This window comes from Mycobacteriales bacterium, assembly GCA_030697205.1.
Classification (GTDB): domain Bacteria; phylum Actinomycetota; class Actinomycetes; order Mycobacteriales; family SCTD01; genus JAUYQP01.
In genome coordinates this window covers 52,344-74,056 of the sequence record JAUYQP010000058.1, presented here as the reverse complement: position 1 = coordinate 74,056, position 21,713 = coordinate 52,344, and the positions used below count along the sequence as shown (strand labels likewise).

General features: G+C 72.9%; 23 protein-coding genes and 1 pseudogene. 13 read left to right on the top strand and 11 right to left on the bottom strand.

Features of this window, described 5'->3' with window-relative positions; genetic code table 11:
• A partial coding sequence (locus Q8R60_19355; GenBank protein MDP3714629.1) for an IS630 family transposase occupies positions 1–121 on the top strand: 121 nt, incomplete at its 5' end.
• 540 nt (positions 122–661) lie between these two features.
• Here Q8R60_19355 and Q8R60_19350 read toward each other — a convergent pair.
• Complete coding sequence (locus Q8R60_19350; protein MDP3714628.1) at positions 662–2,146, bottom strand: DUF222 domain-containing protein; 1,485 nt, start codon at positions 2,144–2,146, stop codon at positions 662–664.
• Between the two features lie 296 nt (positions 2,147–2,442).
• Here Q8R60_19350 and Q8R60_19345 point away from each other — a divergent pair, with 296 nt between their 5' ends.
• The 4 genes from Q8R60_19345 to Q8R60_19330 all read left to right on the top strand — a co-directional run bounded on the left by Q8R60_19345 (position 2,443) and on the right by Q8R60_19330 (position 5,794).
• Positions 2,443–3,480 (top strand): LD-carboxypeptidase, encoded by a 1,038-nt coding sequence (locus Q8R60_19345; GenBank protein MDP3714627.1) that lies wholly within the window; start codon positions 2,443–2,445, stop codon positions 3,478–3,480.
• Between the two features lie 66 nt (positions 3,481–3,546).
• Positions 3,547–4,338: an SDR family NAD(P)-dependent oxidoreductase gene (locus Q8R60_19340; GenBank protein MDP3714626.1), complete on the top strand. Its 792-nt coding sequence runs from the start codon at positions 3,547–3,549 to the stop codon at positions 4,336–4,338.
• A gap of 23 nt (positions 4,339–4,361) precedes the next feature.
• The gene (locus tag Q8R60_19335; protein ID MDP3714625.1) at positions 4,362–5,060 is read left to right on the top strand and encodes an ABC transporter ATP-binding protein; all 699 of its coding nucleotides are present in this window, start codon (positions 4,362–4,364) and stop codon (positions 5,058–5,060) included.
• Positions 5,057–5,794, top strand: coding sequence for an ABC transporter permease (locus Q8R60_19330; GenBank protein ID MDP3714624.1), 738 nt, complete (start codon positions 5,057–5,059; stop codon positions 5,792–5,794). Before Q8R60_19335 ends, Q8R60_19330 begins: the two co-directional genes overlap by 4 nt.
• Here Q8R60_19330 and Q8R60_19325 read toward each other — a convergent pair.
• Genes Q8R60_19325 through Q8R60_19305 form a run of 5 tightly spaced genes read right to left on the bottom strand, consistent with a single transcriptional unit; the run spans position 5,791 to position 9,463 of the window.
• The gene (locus tag Q8R60_19325; GenBank protein MDP3714623.1) at positions 5,791–6,480 is read right to left on the bottom strand and encodes an acetoacetate decarboxylase family protein; all 690 of its coding nucleotides are present in this window, start codon (positions 6,478–6,480) and stop codon (positions 5,791–5,793) included. The genes Q8R60_19330 and Q8R60_19325 overlap by 4 nt on opposite strands.
• Positions 6,477–7,580, bottom strand: coding sequence for a hypothetical protein (locus Q8R60_19320; GenBank protein ID MDP3714622.1), 1,104 nt, complete (start codon positions 7,578–7,580; stop codon positions 6,477–6,479). The genes Q8R60_19325 and Q8R60_19320 overlap by 4 nt, the downstream gene beginning before the upstream one ends.
• Positions 7,577–8,782, bottom strand: a complete 1,206-nt coding sequence (locus Q8R60_19315; protein ID MDP3714621.1) for a sulfotransferase — start codon at positions 8,780–8,782, stop codon at positions 7,577–7,579. The genes Q8R60_19320 and Q8R60_19315 overlap by 4 nt, the downstream gene beginning before the upstream one ends.
• A 55-nt stretch (positions 8,783–8,837) precedes the next feature.
• Positions 8,838–9,221, bottom strand: coding sequence for a type II toxin-antitoxin system VapC family toxin (locus Q8R60_19310; protein MDP3714620.1), 384 nt, complete (start codon positions 9,219–9,221; stop codon positions 8,838–8,840).
• Positions 9,218–9,463, bottom strand: a complete 246-nt coding sequence (locus tag Q8R60_19305) for an AbrB/MazE/SpoVT family DNA-binding domain-containing protein (protein MDP3714619.1) — start codon at positions 9,461–9,463, stop codon at positions 9,218–9,220. The genes Q8R60_19310 and Q8R60_19305 overlap by 4 nt, the downstream gene beginning before the upstream one ends.
• Positions 9,464–9,617: 154 nt before the next feature.
• Here Q8R60_19305 and Q8R60_19300 point away from each other — a divergent pair, with 154 nt between their 5' ends.
• Positions 9,618–10,682 carry a L,D-transpeptidase family protein gene (locus Q8R60_19300; protein MDP3714618.1) on the top strand — a complete coding sequence of 355 codons (1,065 nt, stop codon included), beginning with the start codon at positions 9,618–9,620 and terminating at the stop codon, positions 10,680–10,682.
• A 38-nt stretch (positions 10,683–10,720) separates the two neighbouring features.
• Here the strand turns inward: Q8R60_19300 and Q8R60_19295 are convergent, their stop codons facing one another.
• Both Q8R60_19295 and Q8R60_19290 read right to left on the bottom strand, forming a co-directional pair.
• Positions 10,721–10,975: a hypothetical protein gene (locus tag Q8R60_19295; protein ID MDP3714617.1), complete on the bottom strand. Its 255-nt coding sequence runs from the start codon at positions 10,973–10,975 to the stop codon at positions 10,721–10,723.
• Positions 10,968–12,068 (bottom strand): PspC domain-containing protein, encoded by a 1,101-nt coding sequence (locus Q8R60_19290; GenBank protein ID MDP3714616.1) that lies wholly within the window; start codon positions 12,066–12,068, stop codon positions 10,968–10,970. The genes Q8R60_19295 and Q8R60_19290 overlap by 8 nt, the downstream gene beginning before the upstream one ends.
• Positions 12,069–12,180: 112 nt before the next feature.
• Between Q8R60_19290 and Q8R60_19285 the strand changes: the two genes are divergently transcribed.
• The 3 genes and pseudogenes from Q8R60_19285 to Q8R60_19275 all read left to right on the top strand — a co-directional run bounded on the left by Q8R60_19285 (position 12,181) and on the right by Q8R60_19275 (position 15,204).
• Positions 12,181–13,353, top strand: coding sequence for a PspC domain-containing protein (locus Q8R60_19285; protein ID MDP3714615.1), 1,173 nt, complete (start codon positions 12,181–12,183; stop codon positions 13,351–13,353).
• Positions 13,346–13,993, top strand: a complete 648-nt coding sequence (locus tag Q8R60_19280; GenBank protein MDP3714614.1) for a response regulator transcription factor — start codon at positions 13,346–13,348, stop codon at positions 13,991–13,993. Before Q8R60_19285 ends, Q8R60_19280 begins: the two co-directional genes overlap by 8 nt.
• A gap of 50 nt (positions 13,994–14,043) precedes the next feature.
• Positions 14,044–15,204, top strand: a pseudogene (locus Q8R60_19275) (RtcB family protein).
• A gap of 31 nt (positions 15,205–15,235) precedes the next feature.
• On the opposite strand, the gene Q8R60_19270 reads toward Q8R60_19275, so the two are convergent.
• The gene (locus tag Q8R60_19270) at positions 15,236–16,030 is read right to left on the bottom strand and encodes an SDR family oxidoreductase (GenBank protein ID MDP3714613.1); all 795 of its coding nucleotides are present in this window, start codon (positions 16,028–16,030) and stop codon (positions 15,236–15,238) included.
• 31 nt (positions 16,031–16,061) lie between these two features.
• Positions 16,062–17,564 (bottom strand): MDR family MFS transporter, encoded by a 1,503-nt coding sequence (locus tag Q8R60_19265; GenBank protein ID MDP3714612.1) that lies wholly within the window; start codon positions 17,562–17,564, stop codon positions 16,062–16,064.
• A gap of 201 nt (positions 17,565–17,765) precedes the next feature.
• On the opposite strand from Q8R60_19265, the gene Q8R60_19260 reads away from it, so the two are divergent.
• On the top strand, positions 17,766–19,364 hold the full coding sequence (locus Q8R60_19260) for a M20/M25/M40 family metallo-hydrolase (protein ID MDP3714611.1): 1,599 nt from the start codon (positions 17,766–17,768) through the stop codon (positions 19,362–19,364).
• A 72-nt stretch (positions 19,365–19,436) separates the two neighbouring features.
• Here the strand turns inward: Q8R60_19260 and Q8R60_19255 are convergent, their stop codons facing one another.
• Positions 19,437–20,399 carry an ERCC4 domain-containing protein gene (locus Q8R60_19255; protein MDP3714610.1) on the bottom strand — a complete coding sequence of 321 codons (963 nt, stop codon included), beginning with the start codon at positions 20,397–20,399 and terminating at the stop codon, positions 19,437–19,439.
• A 110-nt stretch (positions 20,400–20,509) separates the two neighbouring features.
• Between Q8R60_19255 and Q8R60_19250 the strand changes: the two genes are divergently transcribed.
• The 3 genes from Q8R60_19250 to Q8R60_19240 are packed head-to-tail and all read left to right on the top strand — an operon-like array spanning position 20,510 to position 21,651.
• Positions 20,510–20,737, top strand: a complete 228-nt coding sequence (locus Q8R60_19250; protein ID MDP3714609.1) for a type II toxin-antitoxin system prevent-host-death family antitoxin — start codon at positions 20,510–20,512, stop codon at positions 20,735–20,737.
• A gap of 45 nt (positions 20,738–20,782) precedes the next feature.
• On the top strand, positions 20,783–21,103 hold the full coding sequence (locus tag Q8R60_19245; GenBank protein ID MDP3714608.1) for a PadR family transcriptional regulator: 321 nt from the start codon (positions 20,783–20,785) through the stop codon (positions 21,101–21,103).
• Positions 21,100–21,651 (top strand): hypothetical protein, encoded by a 552-nt coding sequence (locus tag Q8R60_19240; GenBank protein MDP3714607.1) that lies wholly within the window; start codon positions 21,100–21,102, stop codon positions 21,649–21,651. The genes Q8R60_19245 and Q8R60_19240 overlap by 4 nt, the downstream gene beginning before the upstream one ends.
• Positions 21,652–21,713: the final 62 nt, after the last annotated feature.

The window sequence follows — 21,713 nt, the reverse complement described above, 5'->3', positions numbered from 1 at the left end:
CGAGGAGTTCCTCGAGGCCACCAATGACGACCCGACGCCCTACGTCTGGACTGCCACCGCAGAGTCCATTCTCGCCAAGATCGCGCGCGCCCGCGACACCCTCCAACAAGTAGTCAGCTAATCAAGAGACGGACCACTAGCTCGATGTCCGGCCCCCAGTCTGCGTCGCAGTCCGCTGGGCGGGGCGGCCTGCTCCACCTGGAGTCATTTGCGCGGCATGTTGCGTAGTCGCGCGCCAGGAAGCACAGGATGTTCTTGGTCGGCGACGCGAACGCTTGATCGGCGCTCACCCGCGTCACCTTCAGCGGCACTGGCGGCGCGGTGGCGCTGCTGCCTGCCTGCGTGGTCCTGTCGGAGGTAGGTGTCGCCGTCGCGAGGGTGGTTGCCGCTGTCACCGAGGCACTCGGAGTGCCCGGTCGCACCGGGCCCGGGCCCGCGGGTGTACTCGTATCCGCGCTGCACGCGCCAGCCGCAACAAGTACGACGGCGACGAGCCCGCATCGCTTTGCGAAAGACCCTGTACGCGCCACGAGGCGGGAGCCTGCCACAAAGGCAGGATCTTCATTCGGCTCTCTCAGGCCGCATGGCCGAAGAGGGTAGAACGCGCCGCGAAGAAGGTCGGCTATCCGTATGCGCCACTGCCACGGAGGTGGCGCTCTCGTCAGGCTGCGGATGCAGTGAGGATGCGGAGGAGTCGGTCGTTGGCTGCCGCCGCTGCGCGGGGCGGTCGGGGTGCTCGCGCGGTGAGCGGTGGTGGCCAGACCTGCTCGTGGGGCTCGGCGGGTCGGAAGCCGTGCTGGTCGAGGAGCCTTCCGTCACGTAGCCGCAGGGTCGCGCCGTCGTGCACGCGGGCGTGGCAGCTGCTGGCGCCTGTGCAGAGCGGGGCGCAGTTGATCAGGTCGGTGGTGCCACCGTCGCGCCACCACAGGGCATGGTGGAGCTCGAGGCGGTCAGCAGGGGCCTGGCAGCCGTCGGTGGCGCACCGCCAGTCCCACTGGGTCATGCTCGCGAGCCACTGCGGGTGGGTGAAGACCCGGCTGTCACGACCGACGTCGAGCACGGCGCTGTCCTGGTCGAGGACGACCCGGGTCAGGGTCGCGTTGCACAGCAGCATGTCCAGCGTGGTCTCCGCGACCGCGCTGCCGTCGGGGTAGGTCGCGGGTGGGACCGGGTCACCGAGCAGCCCCGGAGGCAGGACCGGGTCCGTTCCGGTGGTGTCGGTGTGCGGGAGGAGCTGCCCGTCGCGGGTGAACAACGGCTCGGTGAACGGATCCGGCAGCCGTGCCCCGGTGTCCGGGCAGGTCACCGGCACCCCGTAGAGGTCACGCATGCTCTGGTGCGCAGCCAGGCGTGCTTCGGGGACGGTCACGACGAGCTGCACACCACGGCCTCGGGTGACGGTCTCGGTCCGCGCCATCCAGGAGCTGGCGATCCCGACGAGCGCGTCGACGTCACGCTGGGCGGGGGTGCGGGTGTCCCCGGCGGTCTGGTCGTTGCGCCGCCACGCGCTCAACGCGGCCTTCAGCACCTGCCCGCTGTGCGGGTCGAGGGTCCCGATGAGGTTCCACATCCCCGCGAACCCCTCGGTCAGGGAGGCCTTGCGTTCGGTGACCTTGTCGCGGTCCTCCTGCGCTGACGGCTCCGGCGCGAGAGCACGAAGCCGCTTGCCGAGCTCGCGCTGCAAGGTGAGCGGGTCGGTGAGCTCCGCGAGGTCGCAGAACGCCTGCTCCTGCTCCCCGAGCCACTCGGGGGTGTTCAGCGCGCTGCCGATGATTCGTGTGTCGAGCAGGTCCAGCTGGGTGAGCAGGACCGAGGCGTGGGCGGCGCTGATCCGCGCCGATCGCAGCAGCCGCTCCACCGCAGGTCGCTGTCGCAAGCCCCGGGCGAGCTTCGCCCACCGGCGGGCCTCGCCCGGGCTCATCGGCGCGGACGCCTCGGTCGCGCTGTGACGGGCCAGCCACGCCCACTGCGCCCGCGACCCGGTCTGCTGCCAGGTCTGCGTGGCATCCACGACCTGCAACCGCGCCGCGAGGGCAGCGGCGATCTCGGCCTGCATCGCGAGCAGCTCGTGCACGTCCGCCGCCGCGACGAGCCCGTCAGACGTCGGCGAGACCGCGGCCTGCAGGGCAGAACGGGCAGCGGTCACGCGCGCATCAGCCGGAACCCCCGACGTCGCCTGCACCACCCTCATCACCCCCGCCGAGCCGTTCGCAACCTTGTGCTAATAGTAACCCGGATCGGCCGAATCGCAAGGGGTGTGGGCGAGTATTAGCCGCTACTTCTGTGAGTGCTCGAGCGGTCGCTCCGGGCGAGGAAAGCACGCACGGCACCCCGGTCTGGACGCGGGCTCGACCTGCGTTCACCCAAGCGTTCGGTCTCAATTCTGGGAACACTGGCGGCCGTCGGCGGAGGTCGCTACCTCACGCCCTTACCCTGAGCCGTATGCAGACGCCGCCGCCCTGCCAACCCGGAGACCGGGTCGCCCTGCTGTCCCCTTCGTGGGCCGGCCCGGCGGTCTTCCCCGCGGTCCACGAGCTCGGCGTCCGGCGGCTGCGCGAGGTGTTCGGTCTGGAGCCGGTCGAGTACCCCACGACCCGCAGGCACTCCACCCCAGCCGAGCGCGCCGCCGATGTGATGGCGGCCTTCACCGACCCCACGATCTCGGCCGTCATCGCGACCATCGGTGGCGACGACCAGCTCAAGGTCCTCCCCCACCTCGACCGCGACGCGCTGGCCGCGCACCCCACCCGCTTCCTCGGCTACAGCGACAACACCAATCTCCACCACCTGCTGTGGGGCCTGGGAATCGTCAGCTACCACGGCGGGTCGACGATGGTGCAGCTCGGCCGCGGTGGCCGGATGCACCCGGCCACCGAGGCCTCGATGCGCCACGCGCTGTTCGGCACGGGCACCGACGCCGTGGAAGTCCCGCAGCTGCAGGAATGGGGCGACAGCGAGCGACCCTGGGACGACCCGGCGACGCTCGAGACCGAGCCGGCGCTCGAGCCCGCCGACCCGTGGGAGTGGCACGGTCCCGCGACAGAGGTCACCGGCCGCTCCTGGGGCGGTTGCCTCGAGATCGTCGACTGGCAGCTGCGGGCATCGCGGTGGGTGCGACCCCTCGAGGAGTACGACGGGTGCGTCCTGCTGCTCGAGACCTCCGAGGAGCTGCCCGACGCCGACTACGTCTACCGCGTCCTCATGGCCATGGGCGAGCGCGGGATGCTCGGGCGCTTCGGCGCCGTGCTCGTCGGCAAGCCCAAGACCCGCTCCCTCACCGAGCCACGCACCGACGAGCAGCGCCGGACCTACGTCGAGCAGCAGCGCGAGGCCATCCTTCGGGCGACCACGGAGTACGCCGCACATGCCCCCGTCGTCCTGGGCCTCGACCTCGGCCACACCGACCCGCACGTCATCGTCCCCCACGGCGGGCTCGTGACCGTCGACCCGGTCAACCGCACCGTCACCGCGCAGTACTAGCCGAGCGATCCGGCAGGATCGGTCACCGGTCGGCCGTCGTGGCTCGATCTGTGGACGGAGGGTGCTGTGCAGATCGAGGGTGCAAGGGTCCTGCTGACCGGTGCGTCGCGTGGCATCGGGGCCGCGCTCGCGGACGCGCTCGCGGCGAGGGGGGCCGAGCTCGCGCTGGTCGCCCGCGACAGCCCGCAGCTCCGGGAGGTCGCGGCGCGCACCGGCGGCACGGCGTACGCCTGTGACCTCTCCGACGCCAGCGCCATCCCTGGGCTCGTCGTCGCGGTGGAGGCCGACGGGCCGGTCGATGTGCTCGTCAACAACGCCGGCGTCTCCGACGTCGGGTGGTTCCTCGACCGGACCCTCGACGAGATCGACCAGGTGCTCGCGGTCAACCTCCGCGCCCCCGTCCACCTGTGCCGGCTGCTGCTCCCGCTGATGGTCGAGCGCGCCCGCGGTCACGTCGTCAACGTGTCGTCGATGGCGGCCGTCTTCGCGCCCCCCGGCCTCGCGACCTACGGCGCCACCAAGGCCGCCCTGTCCCACTTCACGGCCGGTCTGCGGGCGGACCTGCGCGACGACCCGGTCACCTTCACAACCGTGACGCTCGGCTCGGTGACGACCGACATGGACCTCGGCGCGCGAGAGTACGGCCCGCTGCGGCACCTGTCCGAGAAGAGTGGCGGCCGCGACATCACACCTATGGATGACCTCGTCGCCGCCGTGCTCCGCGGCATCGAGGACGAGCGACCGGAGGTGCGGGTGCCCAAGTCGATGGCGCCGCTGTCGGTGCTGCAGAACGTCCCGCGCAAGGTCGGTCGCCTGGTCTTCAAGGGCGCCCCCGCCAAGGAGCTCCGGACGGACTGAGCCCGAGGTGGTCTGATCGGGGGGTGACACTCGCTGTCGAGGTCCGTGACCTGCGGGTGACGCGCGGCCTGCGCCAGGTGCTCCGGGGTCTCTCCTTCTCCGTGCCTGAGGGGTCGGTGACCGGGCTGCTCGGGCCGAGCGGCTGCGGCAAGACGACGCTGATGCGCGCCCTCGTCGGCGTCCAGCGCCGGGTCACCGGCGAGGTGTCGGTGCTCGGCCGACCCGCCGGAGACGCAGGCCTGCGCCGCGAGGTCGGCTACGTCACGCAGAGCCCCTCGGTCTACGCCGACCTCACCGTCGGGGAGAACGTCGCCTACTTCGCGAGCGTCCTCGGCGCGCCGGCGAGCGAGCACGTCCTCGAGCTGGTCGACCTCGCCGACCGCGCGCGCCAGGTCGTCGGCACGCTGTCGGGCGGCGAGCGTGCCCGGGTGTCGCTCGCGGTCGCGCTGCTCGGCGACCCGCGGCTGCTGGTGCTCGACGAGCCGACGGTCGGGCTCGACCCGGTGCTGCGCCGCGACCTGTGGCAGCTGTTCCACCAGCTCGCCGCGACCGGCCGCACCCTGCTGGTCAGCAGTCACGTCATGGACGAGGCCGAGCGCTGCGACCGGCTGCTCCTCCTGCGCGACGGCGAGCTGCTCGCCGACGACGAGCCGGCTGCGCTGCTCGCCCGCACCGGAGCTGCCGACGTCGAGGGCGCCTTCCTGTCGCTGGTCGCGCCATGAGCGCCCGGGTCACCCTCGCGACGGCAAGACGGGTCCTGCTCCAGGTACGCCGGGACCACCGCACGGCGGCGCTGCTGCTCGGCGTGCCGCTGCTCCTGCTGACCCTGCTGCGCTTCGTCTACGACGACCGCCCCCAGGTCTTCGACAGCATCGGCGGTCCGCTGCTCGCGCTGTTCCCCTTCACCACGATGTTCCTCGTGACCTCGGTCGCGATGCTGCGCGAGCGCCAGAGCGGCACGCTGGAGCGGCTGCTCACGACGCCCATGGGACGCGGCGACCTGCTCGCGGGCTACGCCCTCGCCTTCGGTGCGCTCGCGGTCGTGCAGACCTCCGCCGCGAGCGCGCTCGCCCTCGGACCGCTCGGCCTCGACCTCGCCGGCCCGACCGCGCTCGTCGTGGTCCTCGCGGTCCTCGACGCCCTGCTGGGCATGTCGATCGGGCTGCTGCTGTCAGCCTTCGCCCGCAACGAGTTCCAGGCCGTGCAGTTCCTGCCCGCGGTGGTGCTGCCGCAGCTGCTCCTGTGCGGTCTGCTCGCCGACCGCGACGGCATGGCCGCTCCGCTGCGGTGGCTGTCCGAGGTGCTGCCGCTGACCTACGCCGTCGACGGCATGCAGGAGCTCGCCCGGTCGTCCGAGGTCTCGGGCCGACTGGTCGCGGACCTGCTCGTCGTCGCGGCCGTCACCGTCGGCGCCCTGGCGCTGGGGGCCCTGACGCTGCGACGGCAGACCGACTAGAGCGGGACCGCGTCCTCGAAGGTCGCGGTCATCCGCTCGTTCCAGGTCGACATCAGCGCCGTCGACGGCAGGCCGAGCGACGCGAGCTCCTTGCTCCACGGGTGGTCTCCGAGCTCGAGCTCGACGCCCTCGCCGCTGAAGACCATCTGCGTTCCGCGGCCGCGCTGGGTGAAGCGCGTCGCGTGCGGACGACCGTCGAGCAGGGTGTACGACGCCATCGGCAGGTCGGGCAGGTCGTCCTCGCCACCGCGCGGGACGGACAGCCGCAGCACGAGCTCACCGTCGACGGACAGCGTCGCGGTGAGGCCGTCGGGGCGGTAGCCGAAGGAGATCTCCTCGACGGTCTTCGGGAAGCCCCAGATGTCGCGGCCGGCGTGGCAGGTGAAGCCCTGGTCGACCGGCAGCCGCAGGATGAACGAGCCGTCCTCGCCGCCGACGCGGGGCCGCACGAACGCGATCAGCCCGACCTCGAGGTAGGCGCCGAGGTCGTTGTCGCGGTAGTCCACCAGCGCGATCGCGAACTGCGCGCGGCCCGGCGAGGTCTCCACGACCTCGAAGGCGTCACCGGGCAGCAGCGCCTGCACCGCTGCCGCGTCGACCTCCCAGATGACGGTGGCGGCGGACGCGTCGCGCACCTCCACCGGCATGGTCACGGTCGTGCCGAGCACCTCGTGGGTGATGGTCACAGCGTTCTCCTCTCGAAGCGCACGTCGAGCGTGCCGGTGGCCTTCAAGGCTCGCACCGCGACGTTGGCGCTGCGCAGCCCCGTGGTCGCGATCCAGTCCCCGAGGCCGGGGTCGGTGTGGGCGATGTGCACGGCGAAGGTGCCGTCGGTGCGGGTGGTGATGTCCTTGCCGGACAGGTAGACGGGGGCGACGTGCCAGTCGCCGGACTCCATGAAGCGGGTCAGCAGCTGCACCGACCAGTAGCGGCAGTCGGGCACCGGGCCGGTCACGACGAGCACCTCGTCGTCACCGAGGTCGTCGAACCACTGGCCGGAGTACTGGATGGCCGGGGTCGGCATGACGCGCACGACGACGGAGGCGTCGACGGGCGCGTCGGTGGGGCGGCCCTCGGCGTCGACGTACTCCCCGCCGTGACGGAAGACCGCCTGGCTGATCGAGGCCGACAGCGCCGACAGCGTGGTCTCCGCCTCGACGGTGTCGCGCACGTAGGCACCCAGCGCGTCGAGCCGCGCAGCGAGCACCTCCTGCGATAGCGGCGGTGGCGGTCCCAGCGAGGGGACGACCTCGATGGAGTACGCCGCGGGCGTCTCGGTCTCGTGGTCGACGTAGTACTGGCGGACCATCACCTCTGTGACGTCGGGCTCGAGCGGCAGCCAGTTGACGTCACGCGCGGGCCCGCCGAGCCACAGCTCGAACGAGCCGTCGGCCCCGAAGGTCATCGCGTCGTCGTCGAGGTTGCCCGCGATCCGCTTCGCCCCGCCCTCACCTGTGCCGTAGAGGCAGAAGCCGAGGTAGGCGCAGGTGCCGCGCGTCCCGCTGATGCGGTAGACGAGCGAGGGGTCGAGCATGGCCGCGTCGTAGGCGGTCCGGGGGTTGTCGCCGTACATCTTGCGGTGGGGCGTCATCCAGCGAGTGAAGGCCGGGTGGCGCGGATCGCCCTTCTCCACCAGCATCTCCGCGGCGATGGCGAAGACGCGGGTGAGGTGGCGGTAGCCCTCGGCGAGCTCGCGGTCGTCGCGACCGCCGTGCGGTCCGGACACGACGCGACCGGCCTCGGCGAGCCGCTCGAGCAGCTGGTCCCACGCCTTCGCGGCGCTCATGACGGGAACCGCGCGTTGTAGGTCGCGAAGGCCGCCTCGACCTCGCCGCGGTCGAGGCCGAACTCCTCGAGGCTGTAGCTGTGAGACCCGTGCTTGTCGCGCGGGTTGGCGGCGAGGTAGTCGGTGACGCCCTGCTCGACGGCCGGGCCGAAGCCGAGACCGAGGTGCTCGCGCACCCGCCGCACGGTGCCGACCGGGTCGCCGACGGTGTCCTCGTAGCGGACGTCGACGACGCGGTCGGCGGGCAGGCGGTCGCGCACCGCCATGACGCGGTCCATCCCCCACCGCCACGCGTCGAGCTGCTCCCGGCCGACCGCGACCGGGTCGACGTCGTGCGACATCGCGCTGCGCATCGTCGTCATCAGCGAGCTGACCGAGGCGAGCACGGTCGTCGGGTCGCGGTGGGTGTGGACCAGCAGCGCGTCCGGGAAGACCTCGAGCAGCGCGTCGAGCCACATGAGGTGGCAGGGGGTCTTGAGGACCCAGTGCGCGCCCGCGTGGCCGGACTGCAGGTGCTGCAGGAAGCGCTTCTCGAAGGCGTAGGCCGGGACCATGTCGGTCTCGCGCAGCCACTCCCAATAGGAGGGCACCGGGAAGGTCGTGGGGAACTCGTAGCTCGTCAGCTGGCCCGCGTGCATCGCGAGGCACTCCTGCGGGAGCCGCGCGCCCATCGGGTGGATCGCGTCGATGCCGGGCGCGATGCGCCGGAAGCCGTCGAGGTCCTTCTCCGACAGCCGCACCCGCTCGGGGTCCTCACCGGTCGGTGCGGGGAAGGGCCGGGCCACCTCCCACGACGACGGCGAGCGCATCGCCGGGTCGGCGGCGAGCATGCCGTAGAGCACGGTCGTGCCGGTGCGCGGGAGGCCGAGCACGAAGACGGGCGCGGTGACCTGCTGGTCGGCGACCTCGTCGGCGACAGCAGCGAGGCGCAGTCGGGTCTCGAGCAGCGACACCAGGCGCTGGCGCGCGGCGACCCTGCCGAGCGCCGTGAGCCGGGCCTCGCCGTCGAGGGCGGCGGTCAGCCGCCGCAGCCCCTCGTGCCACCCGTCGTCCGGCCCGAAGTCGGTGAGTCCGGTGCGCTTGGTCGCCGCGTCGAGCAGCCCCTGCGACTCGAGCCCCGCCCTGAGCCCGAGCCGGCCGGCGACCCCGCCCACGGCGTTGATGGCCCGCACCGCCCTCGGCTGCTGCACCGTCGTCGTCACGCGCGGAAGTGAAACACGTTCTCCCCCTCGGGGGCACCTGCGCCACGAGGTCGGCTCAGCGCAGCAGCTGCACCCGCAGCGGCAGGTCGAGCTCGGCCCAGGCCCGGTCCGCGGTCAGCACCTCGCCGTCACGTCCGCGCAGGGCGAGGGCGAGGCAGCACCGGTCTCCGAGCGAGAGCCGGGCACCGCCCTCGACCGAGCGCAGGGACCCGGCGAGCACCGCGTCGTCGGACGTGAGGGGCTCGACCACTACTCCGGCGGCAACGAGCCGCTGCGCCAGCAGACGGACGTCGACGCCCCTGTCGAGGGCCTTGCCGAGGACCTCGGCGAGGTTGACAGTGGAGAGCAGCGCACCGTCCAGCAGCGGCGCCGCGACCTCGTGGCCCGGCTCTCGGAAGAGCACGGCAAGCACGCTGGAGGCGTCGAGGACGCGCGTCACCCTTCTGCCTCGACCTCGCGGCGGCGCTCCTCGAGCAGCTCGTCCACGATGGACCTGCCCCCGCGCAGGCCGACAGTCAGCGCTTGGAGGGCGGCGACGGCGTCGTTGCGGGGCGACAGGACGAGCTGCCCGTCCCGGACGCAGAGATGCAGCTCGTCTCCCGGCTGCAGTCCGAGCAGGTCCCGGACAGCGCGGGGCACCACGATGCGGCCCTGCCGGCCCATCACGACGGTGGCATCCATGTGGTCATCGTGGCACGACGCGTCCAGGGGTGGCACGCTCGCGAGGGGTCGTGGCATGCCACGACGGCGGCAGGGATCTCGTGGCGCAGGGTGGCAACGGCACCACCTGTGGAGAACCCCGCCTATTCTGGGAGCGCCGCGCAACCTCGCGGCCGTGCTGGGCGTCTTCCCCTATGACACCCGCCGACCGCAGGAGGAGACACCCGTGCGCACCCGCAAGCCCGCCGCAGGCCTGACCGCCGTCCTCGTGACGGCCGCCCTCGCCCTGGCCGGGTGCTCCGCGGGCGAGCCCGCCACCCCGCTGGCCGCCGACCAGCCGATCGGCGCCCCCTCCGCACCCGCGGGCGACCCGACCACCGCGCCCCTCACGACCGCGGTCCCCACCGTCGCTCCGGCGCCCACGGTGAGCCCGACGCGGACGAGGCCTGCTCCTCCGTCGTACGACGTGAAGCTCGTGCAGCGCCAGCTCACCCAGCAGCGCTACTACATCGCCCCGATCGACGGCGAGCGCGGACCGGCGCTGCGCAGCGCGGTCATGGCGTTCCAGAAGGTCAACGGCCTCGGTGCCGACGGCGTCGTGGGCAAGGCGACGCTGGCCGCTCTCAAGGCGCCGAAGAAACCGGTGCTGCGCGGCGCCGGGTCCGCAGACCGGGTCGAGGTCGACCTCACCAAGCAGGTGCTCTACGTCGTCAAGGGCGGCGCGGTCAGCCGGGTCCTGCCGGTCAGCTCGGGCAACGGCGAGACCTACCTGCAGAAGAGCGGCGCGAAGGCGCGGGCGCTCACCCCCACCGGCTACTTCACGGTGCAGCGGCGCATCATCGGGGAGCGCAAGGCCGACCTCGGGACGCTCTACGACCCGCAGTACTTCTACAAGGGCTGGGCCATCCACGGCTCCAACAGCGTGCCCGCCTACCCCGCGTCGCACGGCTGCATCCGCGTGACCCGCACCGACGCCACCTGGCTGCTGCGCCAGATCGGCGTCGGGACGCAGGTCTACCTCTACGGCGGCACGCACACCTTCACCGCGGGCAGCTCCGCGCCGGGCACCGACAACCCGACCGGTGACACCGAGACCCCGCCGGCGAGCCCGACGCCGACGGCCACGACCGCTCCGCCGAGCGCGTCGTCGTCCCCGTCGCCGTCACCCTCGACCACCCCGTCGAGCTCCTCGCCCACGCCGGCCCCGGTGCCGACGGGGACGCCCTCGCCGAAGCCGTAACGCCGGCTCAGGCGCGCGCGAGGTCGGTCACAGGGCCGTCAGCGGTCGGAGGCCGGGCCGGGCTCTTGGGCGCCGAGCGGCACCTCGTCCTGCTTCTCCCGCGGACGCAGCGCGGACAGCAGCCCCGCCAGGCCGATCGCGACCAGCGCGATAGGGGCCGACCACCGCGCGTCGACATCGGCGTCGGTCGTGTCCGCCACGAGGAAGAGCACGCCCGCGGCCAGCAGCACCAGGCCGAGGATGAGCGAGGTCGTGTCGCGCGGGTGCACCTCACCGCGGGTCTGCTCAGCCACGACGCACCTCCACCTGTCCGGTCCCGACCTCGAGGTCGAGCTCTGCCTCCACGTCACCTGAGCCGACCACGAGCTCCTGCTCCTGTTCGGTGCCACCACCCGGATCGGTCGACCCACCGACGTCGGTCGTGTCGATCTCCCCGAGGCCCACGTCGGCACGGATCCGGACCGTGAGGTCCTCGGGCACCAGGACGACGAGATGACCCACGCCGACCCGGGCGTCGACCTGCAGGACCTGGCCGGAGGTGTCGGCGCCGCGCAGATCGAGAGTCGCCTCGCCCAGCCCCAGCTCGAAGGTCCGCGTGGGTGCGCCACCCGCGATGGTCCAGGTCCGCTCACCCACTCCCCCGTCGACGACGCCGTCGACGGCCACCGTCGCGGCCAGCGCGAGCGCCAGCACCAGTCCGGGGAAGAAGAACAGCCAGCGCGCCCGCCCCACGACGGTCCCGACGACGAGCCCTGCACCGACGACGCAGAGGCAGACCGCCAGGATGCGCGCAGCGGTCAGCTCCTCGACACCCGCGAGCCGCAGGGCCAGCAGCACACCGCCCGTCAGCGCGGTGAGGGCGAGCACCACTCCCCCGAGCCGCGACGGCGGCCGGGGTGGTGCCGGGGGGCCGACGACAGGAGCGCCCCACCCACCGGCGTACGTCGTACCTGCTGGGCCGGGGGTCACCACCGAGGGCGCGTCCGGGGCGGCGATGCCGTCGCGACGGTCGCGGGCGACGAGGTAGGCCAGCACGCCGATGACGGCGACGGCGGCGAGGCCGCGGCCGTCGCCGAGTGCCACGGCGGCGAGCACGACCAGCAGACCGACGACGACCGCACTGCCCGGCGTGAGCCGCCCACCGCGCAGCGCGCGCTCACCGATGGACGCGTCGTGACCGGCCCGCGGGATGAGCAGCCAGCCCGCGACATAGAGCGCGAGCCCCACACCGCCGAAGAAGGTGAGGACGCCAAGGACGACGCGCCACAGCACGGGGTCGGTGTCGGTGTAGCGGCCGAAGGCGGCGCAGATGCCGGCCACGACCTTGTCGTCGTCGCGGCGGACCAGCGGGCGGGTCGTCCCCACGGGGACGGAGGTGTCGGTCATGGCGGTGACGATGCTCGCGCAGACCGGCCCGCGCATCGGGGACGCACCCTGGTCTGCATCTCAGGGTCGGACCCTGACGCGCGCCGGCCGGGTCGCGTGTGACGCTGTCCGCGTGACCGCTGCCGCGACGCCCGGGCGCCTCGTCCGCGCACGTCGCGGACGGGCGGTCGCCGGTGTCGCGAGCGGCATCGCCGAGCACGTCGGGACGCGACCGCTGCTCGTGCGCATCGCCTTCGTCGTGCTGGCCGTGACGGGCGGCGTCGGCCTCGCGCTCTACGCGGCGTTCTGGGTGGTGCTGCGCGAGCCCGACGGCGGCGCGGTCGACGACGAGGACCGCGGCGGCACCGCGCAGCTGCTGGCGCTGGGCGCGCTCGGGCTCGGGCTGCTGCTCCTGCTGTCCTTCCACGACGTGGTGAGCGGCACGGCGACCGTGCTGCCCCTGGGCGCGGCCGTCGTCGGCGTTGCGCTGGTGTGGCGGCAGGCCGACGAGTCGCAGCGCAGCAAGTGGCGGCAGACGGCGACCCGACCGCGCGACCTGGCCCGGTCCCTGGCCGGCGCCGCGCTCGTCGGGGTCGGACTCCTGGGCTTCCTCGCGACCCGCGGCGAGCTCGGCGCAGCCCGCCGAGGTCTGCTGTCCACGGCCGTCGTGGTCGTCGGCCTGGTCGTGCTGACCTCGCCGTGGTGGTACCGCATGACGGTCGATCTGCGCGAGGAGCGACGGGAGCGGATCCGCTCGCAGGAGCGCGCCGAGGTCGCGGCCGTCGTCCACGACTCGGTGCTGCAGACCCTCGCCCTCATCCAGCGCGCCGCCGACGACCCGCGCGAGGTCACCCGCCTGGCCCGCTCCAGCGAGCGCGAGCTGCGCGGTCGGCTCTACGGCACCGCCCCCGAGGGGCTGCTCGCCGCCGAGCTCGAGCGGGTGGCAGCCGAGGTCGAGACCGCCCACGGCGTGCCCGTCGAGGTCGTCGTCGTGGGAGACACCCCGCTCGACGACCGGCTGGCCGCCCTCGTCGCGGCGACCCGCGAGGCCGTCGCCAACGCGGCCCGCCACAGCGGTGCCGACAGCGTCGCGGTCTACGCCGAGGTCGAGCCCGACGCGACGACGGTCTTCGTCCGCGACCGCGGCCGCGGCTTCGAGCCCGACGCCGTCCCGACCGACCGCTTCGGCGTCGCGGAGTCGATCCGCGGGCGGATGGAGCGCTTCGGAGGAAGCGCCCGGATCCGCAGCTCCGCCGACGGCACCGACGTCCGGCTCGACCTGCCCCGGGAGGCCACCCGTGCCTGACCGCCCCACCGTCGTGCTCGTCGACGACCACCACCTCGTCCGCTCCGGGGTCCGCACCGAGCTCGGCGACGAGGTCCAGGTCGTCGGCGAGGCCGGCACCGTGGCCGAGGCCGTCGAGGTCATCACCCGGACCACCCCCGACGTCGTGCTGCTCGACGTGCACATGCCCGACGGCGGCGGGCTCGCCGTGCTCGCCGCGCTCGGCGCGACGTCGAGCCGCTTCCTCGCCCTGTCGGTCAGCGACGCCGCCGAGGACGTCATCGCGGTGATCCGCGGTGGCGCCCGCGGCTACGTCACCAAGACCATCAGCGGCCCTGATCTCGTCGACGCGGTCCGCCGGGTCGCCTCCGGTGACGCGGTCTTCTCACCGCGGCTCGCCGGCTTCGTCCTCGACGCCTTCTCCGGCAGCACCCCCCGTGCCGACGAGGCCGCGCCCGACCCCGAGCTCGACCAGCTGACCCCACGCGAGCGGGAGGTGCTGCGCCTCATCGCCCGCGGCTACACCTACCGCGAGGTCGCCGACGAGCTGTTCATCAGCGGCAAGACCGTCGAGACCCACGTGTCGTCGGTGCTGCGCAAGCTCCAGCTCTCGAACCGCCGCGAGCTGACCCGCTGGGCCACCGCGCGCCGCCTCGTCTGACCAGGACGCCCGGCCGGAAGTCGCTTGCTGCGCATGGTGTCCTGACACCCATGAGCGTCACCCAGGTCGCACCCAAGCTGCTCAGCTGGGCCAGCGACATCGAGCCCCAGACCGTCGCGCAGGCAGCGCGTACGGCCCGCCTCCCGTTCGTCGAGGGGCACGTCGCCCTCATGCCCGACGCCCACCAGGGTCTCGGCTCCACGGTCGGCTCGGTCGTGCCGACCCGCGGCGCGATCATCCCGTCGTGCGTCGGTGTCGACATCGGCTGCGGAATGATCGCGACCGAGACGACGCTGACGGCCGCGGATCTTCCCGACTCCCTCGACGCCCTCATGCCGCTGGTGTCGCAACGGATCCCTTCGGGCGTCGGCAAGGGCCACACCGCACCGGTCGCCGAGGAGGCGCTCGCGGCGCTAGGCCGGCCGCGCACCGAGCTGTCGCCGCGGCAGGAGCGCACCACGGCAGAGCAGTTCGGCACGCTCGGCTCGGGCAACCACTTTGGGGAGGTCTGCCTCGACGAGCGCGACGTGGTCTGGACGGTCCTGCACTCCGGCAGCCGCGGCATCGGCAACCAGCTGGCGGTCCGGGCGATCGACGAGGCCAAGGGACTGATGAAGCGGCGGTTCATCGAGCTCGAGGACCCCGACCTCGCCTACCTCGTGCAGGGCGAGGAGTCCTTCGAGACCTACGTCGCCGACATGCTGTGGGCTCAGCGCTACGCGATGGGCTCGAAACAGGTGATGGCGGACCGGATGCTGACGTCGCTCTTCGAGGTCGTCGGCGCCGGCGAGCAGGTCCGCACCATCAACTGCCACCACAACTTCACGCAGCTCGAGCACCACCACGGCAAGGACCTCTGGATCACCCGCAAGGGAGCGATCAAGGCCGCAGTCGGGGACTAGGGCGTGATCCCGGGGTCGATGGGGACGCGGTCCTACGTCGTGAGCGGGCTGGGCAACCCGGCCAGCTACGCGTCGTGCTCGCACGGTGCCGGCCGCCGGATGTCGCGCAGCGCTGCCCGCAAGCAGCTCAGCGTCGACAGCCTGCGCGAGGCGATGGGCGGGCGGACCTGGAACGCCGACTCGGCCGAGGCCCTGCTCGACGAGCACCCTTCGTCGTACAAGGACATCGACCAGGTGATGGCCGACCAGACCGACCTGGTGTCGGTGCAGCACGTGCTGCGCCAGGTCTTCAACTACAAGGGCGTCTGACCGGGCGCCCCGGGGATGTTCCGAGGCGCCCTCAGGAGCCGAGGCGTCGGGCCTCGTAGTCGGCGCGGGCCGCGTGGTCGGTCGCGCGCACCTGGTCGGGGACGAGACGCGCGTGCATGAGGTCGCGGCCGCGCTGCGGCAGCAGGGTCATCATCCGGGCGAGCACCGCGACCCGGCCCGGCACGAAGACCTCGAAGCGCGGCCGCTCGACCACGTCGGCGACGGCCCGCGCGACGTCCTCCGGCGCGAGCGGCGGCACTCCCCCGCTCGCGGTGCCGGCGGCGAGCTCGGTCGAGACGACCGTCGGCATCACGAGCGACATCTCGATGCCGCTGCCCTTGAGCTCCTGACGGACCGCCTTGGTCCAGCCGTGCACCGCGTGCTTGGTCGCGGCGTAGGTCGCCTCACCCGCGGGCGCGACGTAGGACGCGGCCGAGGCCACGGTGACGAGGTGACCCGCACGACGCGCGCGCATCTGCGGCAGCACCAGCTTGGTGCCCCGCACGACGCCGAGGAAGTTGACCTCGAGCTGGCGCCGCGCAACGGCCTCCGGCTCCTCGTCGAAGCGCCCGACCCACATCACTCCGGCGTTGCTCACGAGCACGTCGACACGGGGCACGAGCGACAACCACGAGGAGTACGACGCGTCGTCGGTGACGTCGAGCCCTCCCCCGACCGCACCCGGTCCGAGCTCCGCGGCGAGGGCGACGACCGCGTCGCCGTCGAGGTCGCCGAGCAGCAGGTGGTGGCCCCTGCGCGACAGCTCGCGCGCGACGGCTGCGCCGATGCCGCGGGCCGCACCGGTGACAGCGATCGTGAGTGCCATGCCGTGATCGTGCCAGGTCGCCACGGCGTGATCAGTCGAAGACGAGCGCCTCGGTCCGGCGCGGCAGCAGGGCGATCGCGACCGCGATGAGGACAGCAGTGACCGCGGTCGCCACGAAGACGCCGTGGACCGCCGCGTGCAGGCCGTCGCGGGCCGCTGCTGCCACCGGGCCACCGGCGGCCAGGGCCTGCAGGGTGCCGTCGACGTCGGACGGGAGCGCGACCCCCGGGGGCGCCGACGCGAACTCGCGCGAGAGCGTGGTGTTGGCGATCGCGCCGAAGACCGCGGCACCGACCGCCGAGCCGATCGAGCGGCAGAACATGTTGGTGCCGGTCACGACGCCGCGCCGGTCCCAGCCGACCACCGACTGCAGCGCGACAACGAGCGGCGCGGACGACAGCCCCATGCCGAGCCCGGTGAGGAACAGCGCGCCCGCCAGCTGCCAGATCGACGCGCCGCGCGGCAGCATCGCGGTGAGCACCGACCCGACGACCGCGAGCGCGACGCCGAGCAGCGCGGTGTCGCGGAAGCCGATGCGGAGGTAGACCCGGCCCGACAGCGCGGCCGAGATCGGCCAGCCCATCGTCAGCGCACCGAGAGCCAGCCCGGCCTCGACGGCACCGGTGCCGAGGACGCCCTGCGCCCAGGTCGGGACGTAGGTCGAGAGCCCGATGATGAGCGCACCGATCCCGACCGCGGCGAGGTTGCCCGCGACCAGCACCCGTCGCTGGAACACCCACACCGGCAGGATCGGCTCGACCGCGCGCCGCTCCACCTGCGCGAAGGCGAGCAGCAGCAGCGCTCCGGCACCAAGGACGGCGTACGACGTGGTGGAGCGCCACTCCCAGCCGTTGCCACCTTCCAGCAGACCCAGGATGAGCAGGGTGCACCCGGTGGTGAGCAGCAGCGCGCCGGCGATGTCGAGGGTGTGCTCGCGGCGCTCGACGCGCTCGGTGAAGCGGCGGTGGAGGGTGACCATCGCCAGCGCCCCGAGCGGGAGGTTGACGAGGAAGGCCCAGCGCCATGAGAGGTAGTCGGAGAACAGCCCACCCGCCACCGGGCCGAGCACCGACGCCACACCCCACACCGACGCGAGGTAGCCCTGGACGCGGGCGCGTTCCTCGACGGAGTAGAGGTCACCGATGACCGTCATCCCCATCGGCAGGATCGCGCCGGCACCGATGCCCTGCAGGACCCGACTGGCGATGAGCACCGGCATCGACCACGCCAGGCCGCACAGCAGCGAGGCCGCGACGAAGACCGCGATGCCGATCATGAGCAGCGGCTTGCGCCCGATGACGTCGGCGAGCTTGCCGTAGACCGGGACGGTGACGGCCTGGGCGAGCAGGTAGGCGCTGAACAGCCACGGGAAGCTCGAGAAGCCGCCGAGGTCCTCAACCACGCTCGGGACAGCGGTGGCGATGATCGTGCTGTCGAGCGCGATGAGCGCCGTGCTGACCATGATCGCGCCGAGGATCGGACCGCGCTCGGACCGCAGGCCCACCGCCGAGCGGGGTGCGTCGGTCGTGGTCATGCGGTGCTCGGGCGGGTCACAGTGCGGCTCCAGGATCAGCGGGGTCCTCCAGGGGCAACCGCCTCCCGCGCTCCCCATTCCCGCCGCGGCTCCGACCATCCGATCAGGCAGATATCCTGTTAGACCGAAAGGGCCATCAAGCACTAGTCCGGATGGCCTAGTCAGCCTAGTCTCCGAGTCCCCTTACGCTTGGAGACGCAGGTGTACCTCTCACGCGCCATCACAGCCGTCGCCGTCGGTACCGCCTTGGCACTGGCCCCGACCAACTCGACGCAAGCGGCCTCGCCGCAGAGCGAGCAGAGCTCGACCCAGGGCTTCCGCAAGGCCGTCACCGTCGACGGGATCCGGGCCCACCAGGCCGCCTTCCAATCGCACTCCGACGCAGGCGGTGGCAACCGGGTCGCGGGCGGCCCCGGCTACGAGGCCTCGGCCCGCTACGTCACCGACAAGGCACGGGCGGCCGGCCTCACCGTCACCGACAACGTCTTCGAGTTCCTCTTCAACGCCGACCGCACGCCGCCGACGCTGGCGCAGACCGCCCCGACCGCGACCACCTACGTCGACGGCACCGACTACGCCTCGATGACCTTCTCCGAGTCCGTCCCGTCGACGACCGCGCCGGTATGGGCCGTCGACCTCGTGCTGCCGACCGCTCCGAGCCCGACGGGCAGCACGTCGGGCTGCGAGGCCGCGGACTTCACCGGAATGCCCGTCGGCTCGATCGCGCTCCTGCAGCGTGGCACGTGCACCTTCGGGGCGAAGTCGGCCAACGCCAAGGCCGCCGGCGCCGTGGCGGCCGTGGTCTTCAACGACGGGGCCGATGCGGGCCGCACCGGCGTTGTCAACGGAACCCTCGGCGGAGCCGGTCTCGGCGCCGCCCTCGGCACGACCCTCGCCGTCGGCCAGGACCTGGCCAACGGCATCCGAAGCGGTGCGACGGGCAGCACCGCCACCGTCCGCATCGACCGCGTCCAGGAGACGCGCACGACCCGCAACATCGTCGCCGAGACCCCCGGTGGCAACCCGGACAGCGTGGTCGTCGTCGGCGCCCACCTCGACTCGGTGTCGCGCGGCGCGGGCATCAACGACAACGGCAGCGGCTCCGCGACGATCCTCGAGATCGCCGAGACCTACATGGCCCAGGAACGCACCCCGAAGAACAAGCTCCGCTTCGTCTGGTGGGGCGCCGAGGAGTTCGGCCTGCTCGGCTCAAAGGCCTACGTCGCCGGGCTGTCTCAGGCCGAGCGCGACAAGATCGCACTCAACCTCAACTTCGACATGGTCGGCTCGCCGAACTACGCGCGCTTCATCTACGACGGTGACAACTCCGCCTTCCCGGCCCCCGCCGAGTCGGCCAAGGGTCCCGCGGGCTCGGGTGAGATCGAGCGGGTCTTCCGCGACTACTTCGCGGCCGCGGGCCTCGCGTCGGAGGAGACGCCCTTCAGTGGCCGCTCCGACTACGGCCCCTTCATCGCCGACGGCGTCGACATCCCCGCTGGGGGCCTGTTCACAGGCGCCGAGGGCATCAAGACCGCGGCGCAGGCCGAGAAGTTCGGTGGTACGGCCGGGGTCGCCTACGACCCCTGCTACCACCTCGCCTGCGACACCCTCGCCAACGTCGACCTGCAGGGGCTCAGCGAGATGAGCGACGCCGCGGCCCACGCGACGCTGCACTTCGCCAAGCGCGACTTCGCCACGCAGCCGCTCGTCGACCCGACGCCGCCGCCGTCCAGCGGCACGGGCACCGGCAGCGGAGGCGGCCTGCACGACGACCACGACCACGAGGCCGTCGCGAGCTAGCACCCCCCCCACGGCGCCCCGGCCGGGCTTCCCCTGTCGGCCGGTGCGCCGTCCCCATGCTCGAGTCCCCGGTCAGTGCGCCGAGTGGTACGCCGCCAGGACCTCGGGTCGCAGCCGCCCCTTCTCGGCGACGGGTAGCCCCTGGGCTCGGGCCCACTGCCGCACCGCCGCGGTCGACGGCGCGGCCGGCGCGAGCGGGGGCGCCTCGGCCAGCCCGCCGAGCCGCACGGCGACCCGCTCGTCGGCGAGCGACTCGTCGTAGGCCGCGGCGAGGAAGCGGTAGGTCCACTCCTCCGCGAGCGGCCGCGTCTCGGCGAAGAAGACCGGCACCTGCGGCCAGCGCACCTGCACCCGCACGAGCAGGTCGGCGACGAAGCTCGGCTTGACGTGCTCCAGCGCGAAGACCCGCGACCAGCGGTCCTCAACGACGACAGCGGCATGCGGGTGCGTTGCGAGCTCCGCCATCTGACCGGCCAGCCGCCCGTCGACGAGTGAGCGCGCCAGGTCGTCGAGCGACTTGCGCTCGACCACGCCCACCCACCGGCCTTCCCGTCGTACGCCGTAGTCGCCGCAGGGCAGCGAGCCCTTGACCGGCGTCGCCTGCTGGTGGCTGAAGCGGTAGGCGTAGCGCTCGCGGCCGTCGACGACGAGCTCGAGGTCGACCAGCCCGCTGGCCCGCGCGGTCGGGGTCCGCACCCCCGGACGGGCCTGCTTGGCGGTGCGGGCGCTCTGCCAGAAGATCGCCTCGCGGCCGTCCTTGAGCCGGGTGAAGACCAGCTGGCTGCGGTTCTCCCGGCCGCGGTCGAGGACGAGGTCGACCGCCGGGCCGCGGGCCGTGCACGATCGCACCGGCACCCGCTCGACGATCTCCGCGTCGGCCGGCCACTCCTCGGCGCGGTGGCAGTAGACCTTGCTGGTGCGCGGCCAGGTCTCACGCGCCTTCAGCACCACCGGTCGCGGCAGCGGCAGCCGCAGCAGGTAGGGCAGCGCCGAGTCGGGATCAGGGTTGCGGGCGATGACGAAGTCGTCCGGCACGACGGCAGGGTACGACGCAACTGCCCCTGGGACGGCCGACTGCCGTCCGGCGCGCGGATGCTGCCGCGCCGGTATTGACCGACATGGTCAGGCAGATCACGCTGACGGGCGTGGCCATCCAGGTGAACCTCTACGACGCGCAGACCCGCCTGTCCGAGCTCGTCGAGCGCGCGGCGCAGGGTGAGGAAATCGTTATCGCCACGTCGGGTCGCCCCCGGGCCCGCCTCATCGCCCTGCCGGTCCGCACCGCCCCGCGCACACCGGGGGCGTGGAAGGGCACGGTGCGCATCGGCGCCGACTTCGACGCGCCTCTCGACGACCTGTGCGAGCAGAGGTGACGCTGAGGGGTTGACAGTCGACTTTCGATACATCACTGTTCGACTGTGAAGCCGAAGCCTTTGCCCGGTGCGTCGCTCTACCTCGTGCTCGCCCTGCTCGAAGGCGAGCAGCACGGCTACGCCCTGATGGGCCGGGTCGCGGAGCTCTCCGACGGGGCGTGGCGGATGGGGCCGGGCACGCTCTACGGCACCCTCAACCGGCTGGTCGGCGACGGGCTGATCGCCCAGACCCGGACAGACAACGACACCGACGGGCGGCGCCGCTACTACGCCCTGACCCCCGCCGGCCGCGACGTCGCCGCCACCGAGACCCGGCGACTGCAGTCGCTCGTGCACGCCGTCGCCCGCTACCTGCCGGCGACATGACCGTCTACGCAGCGCTGCTGCGCCTCTACCCCCGCGACTTCCGCGAGGAGTACGCCGAGGACATGGCGCTCCTGCTCCACGCCCAGCTCCGCGACGAGCCCGCTGCCCGCGTCTGGGCGCGCGCCCTGCTCGACCTCGCCCTCACCATCCCGCCCCAGCACCTGGAGGCCCGCATGTCCCGATCTGTCTCGACCCCCGCCGTCTACGGCGCGCTCGGCGTCGTCAGCGCCGTCCTCGCGACGCTCTCGCTCTGGACCGTCGGCCTGGCCCCCGTCGGCGTCGTCGGGGTTCTCCTGTTCGGTGGCCTCGCCGTCGTCGCCTGGCGTCGCGCGCACGCCCTCGACGGCACCGGTCACGCCGCCGCCCACTGGTGGAAGTACCTCGTCGCCGGCGCCGTCGGCCTGGCCGCGGCGCTGGGCTCCGTGGCCGGCCGTGACGAGCTCGCGGCCGGCCCGTGGGCGGTCTTCGCCGGGGTCCTGCTCACCAGCCTCGTGCTGCTCGCGACGGGCGCCTGCCTGTTCGTCATCCGCGGCCACCGCCCCGCCTGAACCCGCCCCCACCCGCTGTCTCGGGTCAGGCTCCGCGCTCTGGCGCGGCGGATCGACCGAGT

Excerpts from the sequence above, each read along its gene's own strand:
- Q8R60_19305 (MDP3714619.1), bottom strand. The coding sequence starts at position 9,463 with ATGGATGCCACCGTCGTGATGGGCCGGCAGGGCCGCATCGTGGTGCCC.
- Q8R60_19345 (MDP3714627.1), top strand. The coding sequence starts at position 2,443 with ATGCAGACGCCGCCGCCCTGCCAACCCGGAGACCGGGTCGCCCTGCTG.
- Q8R60_19240 (MDP3714607.1), top strand. The coding sequence starts at position 21,100 with ATGACCGTCTACGCAGCGCTGCTGCGCCTCTACCCCCGCGACTTCCGC.
- Q8R60_19290 (MDP3714616.1), bottom strand. The coding sequence starts at position 12,068 with ATGACCGACACCTCCGTCCCCGTGGGGACGACCCGCCCGCTGGTCCGC.
- Q8R60_19320 (MDP3714622.1), bottom strand. The coding sequence starts at position 7,580 with ATGAGCGCCGCGAAGGCGTGGGACCAGCTGCTCGAGCGGCTCGCCGAG.
- Q8R60_19270 (MDP3714613.1), bottom strand. The coding sequence starts at position 16,030 with ATGGCACTCACGATCGCTGTCACCGGTGCGGCCCGCGGCATCGGCGCA.
- Q8R60_19265 (MDP3714612.1), bottom strand. The coding sequence starts at position 17,564 with ATGACCACGACCGACGCACCCCGCTCGGCGGTGGGCCTGCGGTCCGAG.
- Q8R60_19330 (MDP3714624.1), top strand. The coding sequence starts at position 5,057 with ATGAGCGCCCGGGTCACCCTCGCGACGGCAAGACGGGTCCTGCTCCAG.